13 protein-coding genes are annotated in these 15027 nt (G+C 69.5%); 2 read left to right on the top strand and 11 right to left on the bottom strand.

The genetic code is table 11. The annotated features are described in order from the left end of the window. Positions 1–65 precede the first annotated feature (65 nt). Positions 66–1289 carry a phosphoserine phosphatase SerB gene (gene serB, locus AB0B90_RS34130; protein WP_350942546.1) on the top strand — a complete coding sequence of 408 codons (1224 nt, stop codon included), beginning with the start codon at positions 66–68 and terminating at the stop codon, positions 1287–1289. Between the two features lie 109 nt (positions 1290–1398). Here serB and AB0B90_RS34125 read toward each other — a convergent pair whose 3' ends face one another. The 4 genes from AB0B90_RS34125 to AB0B90_RS34110 form a co-directional block, all read right to left on the bottom strand. Continuing rightward, positions 1399–1872, bottom strand: coding sequence for a histidine phosphatase family protein (locus AB0B90_RS34125; protein WP_350942545.1), 474 nt, complete (start codon positions 1870–1872; stop codon positions 1399–1401). A gap of 234 nt (positions 1873–2106) precedes the next feature. Continuing rightward, positions 2107–4437: a sodium-translocating pyrophosphatase gene (locus AB0B90_RS34120; protein WP_350942544.1), complete on the bottom strand. Its 2331-nt coding sequence runs from the start codon at positions 4435–4437 to the stop codon at positions 2107–2109. A gap of 885 nt (positions 4438–5322) precedes the next feature. Further along, the gene (locus AB0B90_RS34115; RefSeq protein WP_350942543.1) at positions 5323–5769 is read right to left on the bottom strand and encodes an ATP-binding protein; all 447 of its coding nucleotides are present in this window, start codon (positions 5767–5769) and stop codon (positions 5323–5325) included. 2 nt (positions 5770–5771) lie between these two features. Continuing rightward, a complete protein-coding gene (locus AB0B90_RS34110) occupies positions 5772–6122 on the bottom strand; it encodes an STAS domain-containing protein (RefSeq protein ID WP_030916965.1) in 351 nt (116 codons plus the stop codon). 263 nt (positions 6123–6385) lie between these two features. Here AB0B90_RS34110 and AB0B90_RS34105 point away from each other — a divergent pair, with 263 nt between their 5' ends. Further along, on the top strand, positions 6386–8905 hold the full coding sequence (locus AB0B90_RS34105) for a DEAD/DEAH box helicase (protein WP_362926369.1): 2520 nt from the start codon (positions 6386–6388) through the stop codon (positions 8903–8905). 72 nt (positions 8906–8977) lie between these two features. Here AB0B90_RS34105 and AB0B90_RS34100 read toward each other — a convergent pair whose 3' ends face one another. The 7 genes from AB0B90_RS34100 to ssd all read right to left on the bottom strand — a co-directional run bounded on the left by AB0B90_RS34100 (position 8978) and on the right by ssd (position 14575). Next, the gene (locus AB0B90_RS34100; RefSeq protein WP_362926368.1) at positions 8978–9361 is read right to left on the bottom strand and encodes an Rv3654c family TadE-like protein; all 384 of its coding nucleotides are present in this window, start codon (positions 9359–9361) and stop codon (positions 8978–8980) included. 7 nt (positions 9362–9368) lie between these two features. Continuing rightward, entirely contained in the window at positions 9369–9701 is a 333-nt protein-coding gene (locus AB0B90_RS34095) for a TadE family type IV pilus minor pilin (protein WP_362926367.1), read from the bottom strand. Between the two features lie 59 nt (positions 9702–9760). Continuing rightward, complete coding sequence (locus AB0B90_RS34090) at positions 9761–9997, bottom strand: DUF4244 domain-containing protein (protein WP_362926366.1); 237 nt, start codon at positions 9995–9997, stop codon at positions 9761–9763. 284 nt (positions 9998–10281) lie between these two features. Beyond that, positions 10282–10839 (bottom strand): type II secretion system F family protein, encoded by a 558-nt coding sequence (locus AB0B90_RS34085; RefSeq protein WP_350942524.1) that lies wholly within the window; start codon positions 10837–10839, stop codon positions 10282–10284. 657 nt (positions 10840–11496) lie between these two features. Then, positions 11497–12237, bottom strand: a complete 741-nt coding sequence (locus AB0B90_RS34080) for a type II secretion system F family protein (protein ID WP_362926365.1) — start codon at positions 12235–12237, stop codon at positions 11497–11499. After that, positions 12198–13532, bottom strand: a complete 1335-nt coding sequence (locus AB0B90_RS34075) for a TadA family conjugal transfer-associated ATPase (protein WP_362926364.1) — start codon at positions 13530–13532, stop codon at positions 12198–12200. Before AB0B90_RS34075 ends, AB0B90_RS34080 begins: the two co-directional genes overlap by 40 nt. Continuing rightward, positions 13529–14575 carry a septum site-determining protein Ssd gene (gene ssd / locus AB0B90_RS34070; RefSeq protein WP_350942490.1) on the bottom strand — a complete coding sequence of 349 codons (1047 nt, stop codon included), beginning with the start codon at positions 14573–14575 and terminating at the stop codon, positions 13529–13531. Before ssd ends, AB0B90_RS34075 begins: the two co-directional genes overlap by 4 nt. Between the last annotated feature and the right edge of the window lie 452 nt (positions 14576–15027).

The raw sequence follows: 15027 nt of genomic DNA, 5'->3' as shown, positions 1-15027 counted from the left end.
CTCCAGGCGTCCGGATGATGAACCACATTCACGGTCGAATCCGGAGCCAAGTACCGTAGGAACCGATGAACCAGCGCACGCTTCTGATCACGTTGAACGGCCCCGACCGACCGGGCGTGACCTCACGCCTCTTCTCGGTCCTGGCCGGCTTCCCCGTCATCGTCGCCGACGTGGAGCAGGTCGTCATCCGCGGCCGGCTCACCCTCGGCGTCCTCGTCTCGTACGCGGGCGACACGCCGACCGGCACAGGCGGCACCCTCGGGGCCCTCTGGACCGCCGTCGAGCGGGCCGCGGAGGACCTCGGACTCCACGTGGAGCTGTCCACCGGCTCCGACTCGAAGGAGAAGCGGCGCAGGGGGCGGCTCGACGTCACCGTGCTCGGCTCACCGCTGCAGCCCGCCGCCATGGCGGGGATCGCGGGGCGGATCGCCGCGGCCGGTGCCAACATCGACCGGATCGAGCGCCTGTCCAGCTATCCGGTGACCTGCATCGAGCTCTCGCTCTCCGGCGCCGACCCCGACACCCTCAGGGCGGAGCTGGCCGTCGAGGCGCACGCCCAGCAGGTCGACGTCGCCGTGCAGCGGACCGGCCTGCACCGCAGGGCGAAGCGCCTGATCGTGATGGACGTCGACTCGACGCTCATCCAGGCCGAGGTGATCGAGCTGCTCGCGGCGCACGCCGGCTGCCTGGAGGAGGTCGCCCGGGTCACCGAGGAGGCGATGCGCGGCGAGCTCGACTTCGCCGAGTCGCTGCGCCGCCGGGTCGCGCAGCTTGAGGGCCTCTCCGAGGAGGTCTTCGAGAAGGTACGCAAGGAGCTCGTGCTGACTCCCGGCGCCCGGACGCTGGTACGGACGCTCAAGCGGCTCGACTACCGGTTCGCGATCGTCAGCGGCGGGTTCACGCAGCTCACCGACGCCCTCGTCGAGGACCTCGGGATCGACTACTCCGCGGCCAACACCCTGGAGGTCGTCGACGGCGTGCTGACCGGGCGGGTCGTCGGCGAGATCGTCGACCGGCCGGGCAAGGCGCGGGCACTGGAGCGCTTCGCCCGCGAGGCGGGGATCCCGATCAGCCAGACCGTGGCCATCGGCGACGGCGCCAACGACCTGGACATGATCGCGGCGGCCGGTCTCGGCATCGCGTTCAACGCCAAGCCGGTGGTCCGCCGCGCCGCCGACACCGCGGTCAACGTCCCCTACCTCGACTCGATCCTCTACCTGCTGGGCATCCCGCGCGCCGAGGTGGAGGACGCCGACGCCGAGGACGGTGTCACCGCCGCCGAACGTTGACCGTGATCGGTGGGGTGGGCCACCCGCGAACGCGATCACCGTACGGCTGTCCCGAGGCGTCGCCGAAGAGCTGAGACGGTCGCTCGTGTCTCAGCTCTCGCGCGGATTCTCAGTGCTTCCTGGGGGTCCAGTGGACGATGCCGCGGCCGGTGTCGAGCTCGGCCCACTCGCCGTCGACCCCGATGACGGCGAACGCGCCGGGCGGGAACCCGGCGTCGCCGTCGGCCGAGGTGAGCTGCATGACAAGCTCCTGAACCCCGGGGTTGTGGCCGACCAGGACCAGCGTGCGCACCTCGGGATCGCTCCGCCGGATCAGCGTGAGCAACTCGTCGGGATATGCCTCGTATATGGCCGGTTCGATGAGGGTCTCCGCACCGGGGAGTGCCAGGTCGGCGGTCCGCCTGGTCCGTACCGACGGCGAGCAGAGCACCAGGTCGGGGGTGAGGTCCATACCGACGAGGGCCGCGCCGACCTTGAGGGCGTCGCGCTCGCCGACATCGGTGAGGGGGCGTTCCCTGTCGGCGAGGCCGGAGGTGTGAGCCGCCTTGGCGTGGCGCAGGACGACGAGCGTGCGCGCGGTCATCGCGACGCCCACACGGCCAGACCCACGATCACCGCGAACATCGCGGCCATCGCCAGCAGGATGAGGACGAGTGTCTTGCCTCCGGAAGGCTGCTGTTCCATACGGGCCAGTTTCCCACCGGGGTGGCCCGCACACGCCGAAGGGGTGCACGTGGCCCGTGCACCCCTCCGTCAAACGTTTCCGTCGAACGTTTCCGTCGAACGTTTCCGTCGAACGTTTCCGTCGAACGTTCGCTCAGCTGGAGACCTGCTCCGGCTCCCGGTCGGAGTTGCTCTCCTCCGTCGGGGCGATGCCCGCCGAACGACGCTTGGAGAAGACGACCGCGGCGACGACGATGCCGACCGCGACCACCGTGATGCCGATGCGCAGCGTCGGGTTGTCGGCGTAGGTCACCACGGCGGGGGCGATCAGCAGCGCCACGAGGTTCATCACCTTGAGGAGCGGGTTGATCGCCGGTCCCGCGGTGTCCTTGAACGGGTCGCCGACGGTGTCACCGATGATGGTGGCCTCGTGGGCCGGCGAGCCCTTGCCACCGTGGTGACCGTCCTCGACCAGCTTCTTGGCGTTGTCCCAGGCACCACCGGAGTTGGCCAGGAACACCGCCATGAGCGTGCCACAGGCGATGGCACCGGCCAGGAACGCGCCGAGCGGGGCGTACCCGAGGGCGAAACCGACGGCGATCGGGGTGAGGACGGCGAGCAGGCCGGGCGTCGCCAGCTCCCGCAGCGAGTCGCGGGTGCAGATGTCGACGACCCTGCCGTAGTCGGGGAGCTCCGTCCCCGCCATGATGCCCGGCTTGGTGCGGAACTGCTCGCGCACCTCGAAGACCACCCGTCCGGCCGCGCGGCCGACCGCCATGATCGCCAGGCCGGAGAACATGAACACCACCGCGGCGCCGATGATCAGACCGACCAGCACGTTCGGGGAGTCGACGCTCAGGCTGAACGCGCTGAACGAGCCCAGCGCCTCCTTCACGCTCGCCGTCGCACCCACCAGCTCGCCCTCGACCGCCGTACGGAACGCGCCGAACAGCGCGGTCGCGGCGAGCACGGCGGTGGCGATCGCGATGCCCTTGGTGATGGCCTTGGTGGTGTTACCGACGGCGTCCAGCGAGGTGAGGACCTGAGCGCCCTCGCCCTCGACGTCGCCGGACATCTCGGCGATGCCCTGGGCGTTGTCGGAGACGGGACCGAAGGTGTCCATCGACACGATCACGCCGACCGTGGTCAGCAGGCCGGTACCCGCCAGCGCCACGGCGAACAGCGCGATCGTGACGTTGCCGAAGCCAAGCAGGAAGGCTCCGTAGACGGCGGCTCCGATGATCAGCGCGGAGTAGACCGCCGACTCCAGACCGACGCTGATGCCGGACAGGATGACCGTGGCGGGGCCCGTACGAGAGCTCTCGCCGATGTCCTGCACCGGGCGGCGGTTCGTCTCGGTGAAGTAGCCGGTGAGGATCTGGATGGTGCTCGCCAGGACCAGGCCGATGAGCACCGCCCCGATCGCGATCAGACGCGGGTCCGAGGTGACCGCGGCGATCTCCGGGCTCACATTGGTCAGACCGGAGAAGCTGGCCGGCAGGTAGAGGTAGGCCGCGCCGGCGACGAGGACCGCCGAGATGGCCGCCGAGATGAAGAAGCCCCGGTTGATCGCGGCCATCGCGTTGCGGTCCCCGGCGCGCGGGGCGGTGACGAAGATGCCGATGATCGCCGTGATCACACCGATCATGGGCACGATCAGCGGGAACACCAGTCCCTCGACGCCGAAGGCCACCCGGCCCAGGATCAGGCTGGCGACCAGCATGACCGCGTAGGACTCGAACAGGTCGGCGGCCATGCCCGCGCAGTCACCCACGTTGTCGCCGACGTTGTCGGCGATGGTGGCGGCGTTGCGCGGGTCGTCCTCGGGAATGCCCTGCTCGACCTTGCCGACGAGGTCGGCGCCGACATCGGCGGCCTTGGTGAAGATGCCTCCGCCGACTCGCATGAACATCGCGAGCAGCGCGGCACCGAAGCCGAAGCCCTCCAGCACGGCCGGGGCTTCGCCCCCGTAGGCGATCACCACCACGGCCGCGCCGAGCAGGCCGAGGCCAACGGTGATCATTCCGGCCACACCACCGGTGCGGAAGGCGATCCGCATGGCGACCTTCTCACCGGACGTGCGGGCGGCGGCGGCGACACGGACGTTGCCGCGGACCGCGAGCCACATGCCGATGAATCCGGTCAACGCCGAGAACAGCGCGCCGACGACGAAGAACGCCGACCTGCCGATCCTCACGCTGGTCGTCTCGGCCGGGAGAAGGTACAGCAGGAACGGGATCAAGATGACGAATAGCGCGAGCGTCCGGAACTGTCGCGCAAGATACGCGGAAGCCCCCTCCTGGACGGCTCTCGCGATGTTCTGCATACGTTCGGTGCCTTGGTCGGCGGACAGCACCTCCCGCACCAGTGTGCCGGCGACGGCGAGTGCGAGCAGGGCGACGGCGGCGACCACGATGACGATGGTGAAGTGGTGACCACTTAGGGAAACCGCTGGCTCCGCAGCGGCGAGATGGAGCACAGACATCCGACTCTCCTTGGCAAGACGGGAACACGTCCTGCCCGGAGTGCGCTGCGGTGATTGTCAGGCGGCTGAGGCGGCGCACTCCGGGATGGTGGGCAGTGCCGCTTCCAGTTGCAGACCCCCGCGGAGTACGGCTCGCGTGACGGGCCGCTCCGAAGGATAAACCTTGGCCGGTCCCGGGAGTCTACGCAGCGACGACGCGGATATGAAGCCTCTGCCCCCGCCCAATTGACGACACGAGCGGCCCCCTTTGACAGCCGACCTGCTTATGGGGTCATTTCATCCGTCACATCCACCCCTCAGCTCCTGTTTCCTCCCAGTTTCAGTCAAGAAACAGCCACGTTAAGTTTTGACCGAAATTGAAATCTCCTCGGGGAACGACCGGGCTCGCCCACCGGACATCACGGACGATCCTCCGGGCCCCCCTCCCTCCGCCCTCAACTCTCAGCCGGGTGAACGGCGGCGCAGGCCGGGATGATCTTGCCGCGCCGGGTCTCGGCGGCCCCTCTCCCCACCCTCAGCCCCCAACCCGCAGCCCCGGCATACGGCGAGGCAGGCGGAACGACGTCGCCGCGCCGGGTCTCGGCGGCCTCTCTCCCCGCCTCGGCTCTCAGCCCCGGCGAACGGCGAGGCGGACCCGGCGAGCGCCATCGGCGGCCCGTTGGCGAGGCGAGATCATCCGGCCTCCGGACACGTCTCCAACGAACACACCTCGGGTCGATGACCGCCACACCACGGACGACACAGACGAGACGGGCGAGACGGGCGAGACGGGCGGATGGCGACCCCAGCACGGAGGTCATCACAGACGATCTTGTGGCCGCGCACTCCCAACAAAAACAGCCGGGCGTGTCCATATGGACACGCCCGGCTGTCGAAGTCTGCTTTTCAGACCGGAGACATTCCGTTCGTCGCCGCCGGCCAGCTCATGCGGATGCACATGCCCTTCTGGCTTGGGTAGACCTGAACGTCGTCGGCCAGCCCCGCGATGACCGCGATGCCGAAACCGGCCATCAGGTCATCGGGAAGCTGCCCGAACGGATCGTCGAACCCCAGAAGGGCCCGATCATGCTCCAGCTCATCACTAGGGGCGGAGTCGGTGACTGTCACCTCAAAACGCCCTAAGTCATCACGTAGCTCGATCCGGATCGGCTCTCCCGGACAGTGGAGGCGATGTGCCTCCACAGCCCGCGAGCACGCCTCTCCAACAGCGAGCCGTACCTCGTCCAGCAACGACTCCTGTACGCCGGTACGCCTGGCGATGGCCGTGGCCACCAGGCGTGCCGTCCGCACATGCGCGGGGAGAGCGCTGAACGTCAGCTCGACGGTAGCCACGACTACTTGTCTCGACCGTGAGCTTCCTTGGCCTCGTCGACCGAGGCGTAGATCCCGAAGACCTTCGTCAGTCCAGTGATCCGGAAAATCTTCAGGATGCGCTCCTGGGTGCAGACAAGCTCCAGTGAGCCATCGTGCGCCCTAACTCGCTTGAGCCCGCCGACCAGGACACCAAGGCCCGTGGAGTCAAGGAAGTCAACCTTCTCCATGTTGACGAGCAGGTGGAAATTCCCCTTGTTGACCAGGTCGATCAGGAGCTCACGCAATCTGGGCGCGGTGTAGACATCAATCTCACCCTCAACCTCAACGATGGTGAGACGGTCCTCGGAATGGTGGTCCAACTTCAGATCCACAGATCCTCCAGCGCCTTGCCTGCGAAAGTACCGATTCGAGCATGCCTTCCTGGGACCGGGTGACCCCCGGACGACAAGCCCCGACGCGCGGCATTCAACCATGCGTACGCTCAGTGTCTATACGAAATCACGATTCCCGGCGACTCTGCCCACAGATGTGAGACTGGAAACCAGTGACCCCGCCCTCATCCTCGCCCCTCAGCGCGGGCACCGCCCTCAGCCGCCTCCTCGACGTTCCCGCACGTCGGGCGCGTGTTACCCATGTGGAGCACGTTCCCGCACGTCAGGCCGGTGATACCCGATGGCCCGACTGGGTCGACCAGCGGCTGGTTACGCGCTGGGCGAACCTCGGTATTTCCGGCCTGTGGCCACATCAGGCCGAGGCCGCGGATCTGATCCACCGTGGCCAAAACGTGATCATTTCCACAGGGACGGCGTCGGGCAAGTCCCTCTCTTACCTGGTCCCGGCACTCTCCTCGACGCTCGACGGCGGCACGATCCTCTATCTGTCGCCCAGCAAGGCACTCGCCGCCGACCAGCTCCGCGCGCTGCGCGAGCTCGACCCTCCCGGCCTCCGCGCCGCGACCTATGACGGCGACACCTCCTTCGAGGAGAGGGCCTGGGTGCGCAAGCACGCCAACTACGTCCTCACCAACCCGGACATGCTTCACCGCGGCCTGCTGCCCCGTCACGCTCAGTGGTCGCTCTTCTGGCGGCGGCTCCGAATGGTCGTCGTGGACGAGTGCCACGGTTACCGGGGCGTGTTCGGCTCCCACGTCGCGCAGATCCTGCGCCGCCTGCGCCGGATCTGCGCGCGTTACGGCTCCCGGCCGGCGTTTCTGCTCTCCTCGGCGACGGCAAACGAGCCCGGGGTCTTCGCGCAGCGCCTGACAGGCCTCCAGATGGCCGAGGTGACCACGGACACCTCTCCTCGGGGCGCGACCACCTTCGCACTGTGGGAGCCACCCCTGACCGATCTGCGCGGCGAGGGCGGCGCCCCGGTCCGGCGCCCCGCGACCGCCGAGAGCGCGGATCTCCTGGCCGATCTCGTCGCCTCCGACGTGCGGACCCTCGCCTTCGTCCGCTCCCGCAGGGCCGCCGAGACCGTGGCCCTCACCACCCGGGCCAAGCTCCAGGACCTCGTCATCGACGGGGAGGCGCCCCCGGAGCTGCCCGGCAAGGTCGCGGCCTATCGGGCCGGATACCTGGCCGAAGATCGCAGGAACCTGGAAAGGGCCCTGCGCTCCGGCGAACTGCTCGGCCTCGCGACGACCAACGCGCTGGAACTCGGTGTCGACGTCTCCGGGCTGGACGCCGTGCTCATCGCGGGGTGGCCCGGGACCCGCGCCTCTCTCTGGCAGCAGGCCGGGCGGGCGGGACGGGACGGGCAGGACGCGCTGGCGGTGCTGGTCGCGAGGGACGACCCCCTGGACACCTACCTCGTCCACCATCCGGAAGCCCTGTTCGGCCGTCCCGTCGAGACGATCGTGCTTGACCCCGGCAACCCGTACGTGCTGGGGCCCCATCTGTGCGCGGCGGCGGCCGAGATCCCGCTCACCCACGACGAACTGGACATCTTCGGCCCGACCACCAAGGAGGTGCTCGCCGATCTGGTCGGGGACGGCCTGCTCAGGGAACGCGCCACAGGCTGGTTCTGGACCAGCCGGGAACGCGCCACCGACCTCGCCGACATCCGAGGGGCGGGCGCCGCGCCCATTCAGGTCGTCGAGATGTCCACAGGACGGCTGCTCGGCACCGTGGACGAACCCTCCGCCCACTCGGCCGTGCACACCGGCGCCGTCTACGTGCACCAGGGAGAGACATTTCTGGTGGCCGAACTCGACCTGGAGGCGGGGGTCGCGCTGGTCGAGGCGGGAACCCCCGACTACACGACCTTCGCCAGGGATGTCACCGATATCTCGGTCATCGAGTCCCTTCGCTCGCACCCTCTCGGTCAGGGAGAGCTCCATTTCGGCGCGGTCGAGGTGACGAGCCAGGTCGTGGCCTATCTCAAGCGCCGAGCCCAGAGCGGTGAACTCATGGGGGACGAACCTCTCGACCTGCCCCCGCGCACGCTACGGACCCGGGCCGTCTGGTGGACGCTGCCCACCTCGGCGATCCTTCCCCTCGCCGAGGAGTGCCTGGACCTCGGCGGCGCCGCGCACGCGGCCGAACACGCCTCCATCGGCCTGCTGCCGCTCTTCGCGACCTGCGACCGCTGGGACATCGGAGGCGTCTCCACCGAACTCCATCCCGACACCGGGGTGCTCACCGTCTTCGTCTACGACGGCCACGAGGGCGGCGCCGGCTTCGCCGAACGCGGTTACGCCCGCGCGCGCGACTGGCTCACGGCCACCCGCGAGGCCATCGCCTCCTGCGAGTGCGAGCGCGGCTGCCCGTCGTGCATCCAGTCTCCCAAGTGCGGCAACGGCAACGAACCTCTCGACAAGGCCGGAGCCCTCCGGCTTCTCGCCGTCCTGCTCTCCCCCGAGCCCACGGACACACCCCCGTTTCTCCCCGAGCCCACGGACGTCCTCCCTGAGCCCACGAACGCGCCCCCGCTCCCGCAAGAGCCGGCGAACGTCTCCCCGCTCTCCCGGAAGCACACGGACATGCCCTCGCTCCTCCCGGACCCCCCGGATACCTCCCCGCTCCCCCAAGAGCCCGCGAACCTCTCCTCACTTCCCCTGGACCCTGCGGACGTGCTCCCGCTTTCTCCGAAAACTCAGGACACTTCGGATGTGACAGGTGGGAGAGCCGCCAGGATGACGGACGGCGGATGAGCTCTTCCCCGCTGCCTTTACTCAACGCTGCTTTACTCGATGCCCTTCACCGCTGCTCTGCTCGATCAGCCGTCAAGGTCCTGGATCAACGATGTGAACAGGTCCCGCACGTGCCCTGGAGGTGATCGCCACCGGCCCTTTCAAAGGCAGCGAGACCTCCATGACCACCTCGACATCCGCGACACCCCCCTCGCTGAGAGAGCAGCGGGTGATCCTGGCCTTGTTGTCCGCGGCGAGCGAGGAGGCCCTCAGGCAGCTCCGGCCCGGATCCGCGAAGGCGAGCCGGGCAGCGGCGAGCGCGCTCAGGTCGGCGGCGCTCTGTGCCCGGTGGCGCGCGACCCTGGCCATGCCCGTGAACACGACCGCCATCGCGACCGCGAAGACCAGCGCCATGAGCCCGACCGTCCAGATCGTCGCCGACCCCCGCTGCGCGTTCTCCCTCCCCATGTCGGCCATGCCCGGCCTACCGTTCCAGACCTGGCTCGGTGACGGACACGGCGGTCGCATGGACGATCACGCTCGGGAGCGAGGCACCCCATCGGGGTTTGACGTTCGCGGACACCTCCACCCGTGTCACCTCCGCACTCCGGGTCACCGTGACCACGGCGCCCGGCGGAGCCACGGACAGGACACCGCCTCGAACCCGCTCAAGGGACTCACCGCGCGAAGCGGCCCTGGCCCCGGCTCGCGCGGCGTCCACACACTCCAGTCGCGCCTCGACCGCCGCCACGGCCCACAGCCCGGCTCCCAGAACGACCATGAGAGCGGGCAGTGCCGCGGCCGTCTCCGCTGTCACCGAACCCCTGGACCGGCGGGAACCTGACCGGCGGGAGGAGGTCAACGGTGCCGGGAGGATCATCCGGCCACGGTGAGCGCTCGATTGATCAGACCCGTGATCATCTGTTGGACTTCGGAGCTCGTCACCACCTTGAAAAGAAGGGCGGCGAAAGCACAGGCGGCGATCGTCCCGACCGCGTACTCGGCGGTGGACATGCCTTGATCACGGTGCGCGCCGGCGACCAGCAACGCCCACCGTGCGCGCAACCAGCGCCACCGGTCGCGCCCCGCGTGAACGGCACTCGTTCGAGCCATCTGCTCCTCCTGGAGATCTCCACCGGACCCACCGCCCGGCATCGGTACCGTCAGGGTTCTCCATACGCCCGAGACACCGCCGACCCGAACCACGTTCTGGGGAAAGGGCGTTCGGTTATCCACAGCTCGGAAGCGAAAAAAGGCCTTAGACAGCACGAAAGGCCTCCATCCACGGATGGAGGCCTTTCCAGGTTCTCAATGAGGAAATTTCTGGACGTCTATCCACAGGCGGCACCACTTTTCTGTGGATAACCCCTCTCGGCGGGGAAAAGTCTGTGGATAACTCAGGGGAGCAGCACCTCGCCGGCGAGGCCGGCCACGACGGGGATGATGCCCAGGAAGACGAACGCGGGCAGGAAACAAAGTCCCAGGGGAGCGACGGCCTGGACCCCGACCCGTTGGGCGGCCGCCGCGGACGCGGCGCGGGCGACACGGCGAGAATCGTCGGAGAGTCTGGTGAGGACATCGGCCACCGGTGCGCCGCTCGACGCGGCCCGGCTCATGGCACGGGCCAAAAGGGCGAGCGGGCGCTCGGAGGCCAGAGCCCGCCAGGCGTCCTCCGGCGCGGCTCCCAGCCTCAGCTGGCCACTCACCCAGGCCAGTCTCTCGCCCAGCGGTCCCCCGATCGCCTCCACCGTGACATCGATGGCTCCGGTGATCGGCTGACCGACGCGCAGACAGGCGACCATGAGGTCGGCCGCCAGCGGCAGATCCGCGGTCAACCGCCTGCGTTCCTCACGAACTTCGGGTGGCTCCCGCCTGCGCAGGATCATCAGTGCGATCCAGAAACCGGCGACGCCCATGACCACTCCCGGCAGGCCGCCCACTGTCAGGAACGCCACCAGCCCTGGAGCTACGGCGGTCGCGAGTTCGCCCCGGCCCGGCCGTCGCCTCTCCCTCGGCTCCCGGGCCGTCCTTCCTCTCGGCTCTCGGAGCATCCCCGCAGGTCCTCGGTCCACCTCCGCAGGTCCTCGGACCGTCCCCGCAGAGGAAAACGCGGGTGCTTCCGCCTCTTGCCGCACCCGAGGGAGCCCAGTCGGCTGCCCCACCCCGGGGAACCCGGCCGGGTGAGGTGAACTCCGCACGTGGCGGAGCCGGTCGGATTGTTCTCTCCGGGTGCTCCACAGTCGGCCGGCGATTCCGGCGAGCACCACGGCCAGCAAGATGATCATTACCTTTCCTCCCCACGTCTCCACGTTCTGCCCACATCTCCACGTCCTGGTTTTCGCCTCCGTCGGCCTCACGTCACGGCTTCCTGAACCCCCTGGCCTAATGTCCTGCCTTCCTCACTCCTGAACACGGGCCTCAGCCCTCCCGAGGTTGCGGGTCTGACCTTGCCCGGCAGGCGTGCCACGAAGGGCGACGAGCTCCTTCCCTGTTGGCGGCCGAAAGGCGTGCTGGGACCCGGGGTGGGCGATGTGGGGGGACCTGCGCAGGTCGAGGGTGGTGGGCAACCCGCACGGGGCACTCACCGGCCAGATCCTCTGGGCACGCGGCTGTCAGATCCGCTGGGCACGAGTGACCAGACGGTGGGTCCACCACAGACCACAGGCGTCGAGCGCGAGGCCGACGACCAGGCAGCCCGCACCCGCCGGGCCGCCGAAGAGGAAGTGCAGCGGGCGCATGCCAAGACCGGCTGCCATCAGCAGACCGAGAACGGGCAGAGCCGCCAGCAGCCGGGCCGTGGCGCGGGGACCGGCGAGCTGGGCGGCGACCTCGTGACGATGAGCCTGGGCCTCTCGCAGCGAACCGGCGACACGGTCGACGAGAACGGCCAGACCCGCCCCGGCGGTCACGCTCGCCTTCCAGCAGGCGGCCAGCCCCCGGAACGCCTCGCCGCCGTGTTCGGGTGCCACGGCCAGCAGAGCGGCGGGGACGTCACCTCCGTCTCTCGCCGCCGCGACCAGCGGGCGCAGGGCCACGGGCTCGGGAAAGCCCGCCGCCCCCACGGCCCGCGCCAGCGCCTCGCCCGCCGTCCGTCCCGCCGCCAGCTCGGCGGAGAGCCCCTGGCACAGCTCGATCGACGCGATCCGCCAGGCGTCCGCACGCCTGGAAGGCCGTGCCCGCGCGATGAACCTCTCGTGGAGGGAACCCTGCAGGATCGGGCGGCGCCGCCTCATCCGGCGCAGGCGAGCGGCGCCAAGGTCCGTCCCCATCCACAGCCATGTCGCCACAGCGGCGAGGACCAGGGCGGTCGCCATCATGTCGCCGGCCGTGACATCGACCGTGGCACCGACCACGCCCTCGGCTCGTCAAAGCCCGGATCACCCGGATCACCCGGATCACCCGGATCACCCGGCGCGTCCGGGGAAGCCTCCCGGCGGTGACAGGACGCGGACACCGCCTGACATGAATCGGCGACGCCGGGGGCTCGGGCCGCGAGGGCCGGCAGACCTGGGCCGGGGGTCACCTGCCCGTCCGGAGCGAAGGTGAGGGCAGATTCGGCCTCGACCAGCCCCGAAGGGCGACGGACCAGCATGCAGATCTCGGCGACCCGGCGACGTCCGTCGGCACGGTCACGAACCAGATGGACGACAACGTCCAAGGCGGCGGCGATCTGGCTGTGGACCGCCTCCCGGCTGAGACCCGCCGCGCACCCCAGCGCCTCCAGACGGGGTGGCACATCGGTCGCGGTGTTGGCGTGCAGGGTGCCGCAACCTCCCTCATGACCGGTGTTCAAAGCATTAAGAAGATCAACTACCTCGGCTCCCCGCACCTCTCCGACGACAAGCCGGTCGGGGCGCATCCGCAGGGCCTGACGGACGAGATCACGCAGGCCGACACCGCCCGCACCCTCAAGGTTGGCCGGGCGCGACTCAAGGCGGACGACGTGGGGGTGCAGCGGTCTCAGCTCCGCCGAGTCTTCGACGAGCAGCAGCCTCTCGCCGGGGTGAGCCAGGGAGAGCAGGGCGGAGAGCAGCGTCGTCTTGCCCGTACCCGTACCGCCCGTGACCAGGAAGGCGAGCCTCGACTCGATCACCGCCGTGAGAACGGAGACGCTGTCGGCCCTGATCGCGCCCGCTTCGACCAGGTCGGTAAGGGTGAAGGTGCGTCTGGGCGGGAGCCGCAGGGAGAGGCAGGTGCCGTTGGGCGCCACGGGCGGAAGGACGGCGTGCAGCCGGACACCTCCGGCGAGACGTGCGTCGACGTACGGGCACGCGTCGTCGAGGCGCCTGCCCGCGGCGGAGGCGAGGCGCTGCGCCAGCCGCCGGAGAGCGTCTTCGCTCGGGAAGACGATCGACGTCAGGCGTAGCCCACCGCCGTCGTCGACCCACACCTCGCGTGGGCCGTTCACCAGCACATCGGTGACCTCGGCCTCGGCCAGCAACGGCTCCAGAGGACCGGCCCCGATGAGATCGGCGCACAGGACCCGGGCCACCGCCAGGATCTCCGCGTCACCGAGCATCGCCCGCTCGGCTCGCAGCGCGACCGCGACGTGCGCGGCACTGGGCTCGACGCCCGTTCGAGCCAGTCGTACGCGGACCGCCTCCACCAGCTCCGGCGAGACCGTCACGGCTGTGTCGGCCCGCTTCACGCGTCCGGCCCGAACAACTCGTGCAGGAACGCGAAGCAGAACCGCCCGAGAGAGGTGCGGCGGCCGAGCGGGGGGACGTCCCCCCGCTCGAGCGCGGCGGCCAGACGAGGCTGGTCGGGGAGGCTGCCGCCGTGCGGGATGCCGAGCGAGGCCGCCACCACGTCGTCGTTCAGGACCCCGCTGCGCACGACGGCCCGCACCTCACCCGTGTGCCCGCGCAGCCCGGCGAGCACCTGGGCTGCGGCGAGCACGCCGCGCACGTCTGCGGTGACGACCAGAAGGGTCGTGGCGGCTCGTCCGAGCGCCTCCACAGCGGCCTCGTCGAGGTGGCGCGGCAGGTCGACGACGACCAGGTCGAAGCCCCTGCGGCCCGCCTCAAGAACCGAGCGCATCGCCTCGGCCGGGATCGGATCGACCTCGCCCCGGTGAAAGGAGAGCAGGGTCAGCCCGGCGAAGGTCGGCAGGGCCGCCTGGAGCGCGGTATGGCTCACCCTGCCCTCACGGGCGACCAGGTCCGACCAGCGCGCCCCGTCGGACTCCTCCTGGCCGAGGAGGAGGTCGAGACCTCCGCCGAGCGGATCGGCGTCGACGAGGAGGGTGCGGATGCGCCGCCGGGACGCGGCCATCGCCAGCGAACCCGCCAGGACGCTGGCTCCCGCTCCTCCCCGCCCTCCCGCGACACACACCACGGAGCCGGGTGTCGCGGGCGGCTCGACGGCGTCGGCGAACTCGTCGACCAGCTGTCGCTCCGCGGCGGGCAACTCCAGCACGCCCTGAGCGCCGACCGCGACGCACTTGCGCCATGTGTCGGGATCTTCGGAGGTGTGGGTGGCCAGGAAGACACGGGAGCGAGGTGGCGGACCGGTCGCGGCCAGGGCGTCGGCCACGTCGCCCCCGACGACGACCAGCGGAGCACGGTTCCAATAGGGCCGGGCGTGCGCGGGCACGTGGGCGACGTCGAGCTCGGCTCCGGCCGCGGCGGCTACACGAAGCAGGTCGTCGAGCAGATCGTGGTCTTCGGTGATGATCAGCGGACGGTCCACGGATGCCTCCCTGGGGTGCGGGGGCTCCACTTTCCGCGACGACCTCCCCATCAGGGGAAACCGAACGCCGCACTGTGGATAACCCTTGCCGACAGGGAGAGCCTGTGGATAACCGGTCGTCGGCCGGAAGGTCGGGAGGTCGGGAGGTCATGCCGCCGGGGCAGAGGGCGCTCGAAGAAAAGGGCGACCCCCGCCGGGGGGGAGAGAGCGGGGGTCGCCAACCGGTCCGGCTCTGGGGGGGTAGAGCCGGTCCCGTTTCGGAAGAAAGCCTTCAACAACCGACCGGAGCACAGCGAGAGGGTCGTGTTGCGACCTGCGCAGTTACTCCGGTTTGGGGAGATAACACCTCATGCTGCCCGATCAACTTGAGTTCCGTCGAGGAGTAATCCTGGATTTCCACCAGTTTTTTTAATGCAACGGTCCAGTCTCCGGACACGGTCCCGCCGAGGCGC

Origin of the sequence: Streptosporangium sp. NPDC049078, assembly GCF_040648855.1 — a bacterium.
GTDB lineage: Bacteria > Actinomycetota > Actinomycetes > Streptosporangiales > Streptosporangiaceae > Streptosporangium.
Note: the sequence above shows the minus strand (reverse complement) of the source record. Positions and strands in the feature narration are given on the sequence as shown.